Raw genomic sequence first — 1,610 nt, forward strand, 5'->3', positions numbered from 1 at the left:
ACAAGAAACCAATCATGATCGAAGTTCCACCTGCGCGCATTCCCGAGGAGCCCGGTGCGGTAATTCCGCACGCCGGGATCTGTGAGGGGGGCGTCGGGCAACCGACGTCTCTACCTTGATCGCTAAAGAAATGAGCCGAGCTCGCCGCATCATCCTTTTGTTGTCTACAGGATTCCTAGGCAGTTGCTCGCCTGATCCGTTGGCGGGGACATACATGGGACCGCTCTCCGAAGCCATCAGGATTGAGAGCGATGGCCAGCTCCTATGGCAGCCGCCGAAAGGTGATTCTTCGAGTCCCGATGAGTTTCGCTTTGTAGGGATGCTTTCTGAGCCCAACTCATCGGGCGGACGTCGCCTGATACTGCCATCGTCCTCCCCGTATATTGGAACCAACCTTTCAGTTCTGGATGACGGGCAGATTCTCGATCTTGATTGGGATTCGTGGGGACGGAATGGTTCCTCCGATGTCCGCTCTGTCCGCTACACAAAAAGACGAAGCGAACAAGCCGGACATGGCGACGGCGAATAAGCCGCTTTGTTGAATTCGGAGCTTCTCATCGCCGCGCCATTCCTCAAACGTTCGGCCGAGAAATATGAACCAGATTGAGAGCATCACCCAGGTTCAGCGAAGGCCTTACAAGGACATCCTATTCAGTGCGGGCCAGCGGACTGAAGTAGATGCTCCTGTCATCGCATTCTACGAGGTAATGTTGTTTGACGATGCCGGGGTAAGCCGCAAGTTCGATACAGAGATGCGACAAACGCCGCGTGGATTGCAGGTTGATTGGTATGAGGACCTCGATGACTACCTGTTTGCCATCAGCTCTAGAGACGAAGCTAATCAGTTGCGAGAGAAGCTCTCCATGGCCATCTACGAAGCACATGACGACTATGTTTTGTCCGGTTCGGACGCTGGCTGAATAACAAACAACAAGCCGAACAAGCCGGATCAGGACGACGCCTATCAGCGGCCTTGTTGAATTTCCGTTTTGGTGATTCAATCTTCCCAACTGGATCGGAGCGCCGCCGTAATTCACCGGCGCCGCCTGTCCTCAAACGTTGGGCAGAAAAATAGACCATGTTGCGGACTCTTCTATTGATCGGCATAATCGTCATTGCCCTCTTCGTCAGAATCAAGCGGCGCGTTGGAGATGAGACACGCTTCTCACGCGCCATGGCAGATCTGCAGGTGCTCAATTCGAATCAACCAGAGGAGCTTCCAATAGACCCATGGAACAATCCATACGCAAAGGGAGTGATCACCTCAGGGGGCAGTGAGATTACCTACATCTATTCCGAGGGGCCGGACGCACAGTCGGATACACTAGGACACGATCCAGACGACATTACCCCATGGGTATCCTCTGACGCATGGCTCGATCAGGTACACCCCGACCGCCTTAGCCTTCCGATCATCTGGATAGCGATAGGTGCTCTTGTTGGCTCGGCTGTGACCAAGCACGCAACGAGAATCAAAAATGCCCAACAAACCACTGAGGCAGACTGACAAGTGAATTTCAGGCAAATTGTTCGCAGAATTTGGGTTTGGTTTTGCGGAGTTCGGCGATGATGGGAACGAGCGGGCTCGAGGCCTTCTGGAGGGCGTTTAG

1 protein-coding gene is annotated in these 1,610 nt (G+C 53.8%); it reads left to right on the forward strand.

The genetic code is table 11. The features are described from left to right. Nucleotides 1-593: 593 nt before the first annotated feature. Nucleotides 594-920 carry a hypothetical protein gene (locus tag WBG04_RS19365; RefSeq protein ID WP_424316365.1) on the forward strand — a complete coding sequence of 109 codons (327 nt, stop codon included), beginning with the start codon at nt 594-596 and terminating at the stop codon, nt 918-920. Nucleotides 921-1,610: the final 690 nt, after the last annotated feature.

The sequence above is a fragment of the Haloferula sp. genome (assembly GCF_049672945.1).
GTDB lineage: Bacteria > Verrucomicrobiota > Verrucomicrobiia > Verrucomicrobiales > Akkermansiaceae > Haloferula.

Bases quoted from the DNA above. Each gene is read 5' to 3' on its own strand.
- WBG04_RS19365 (WP_424316365.1), top strand. From the start codon at position 594: ATGAACCAGATTGAGAGCATCACCCAGGTTCAGCGAAGGCCTTACAAG.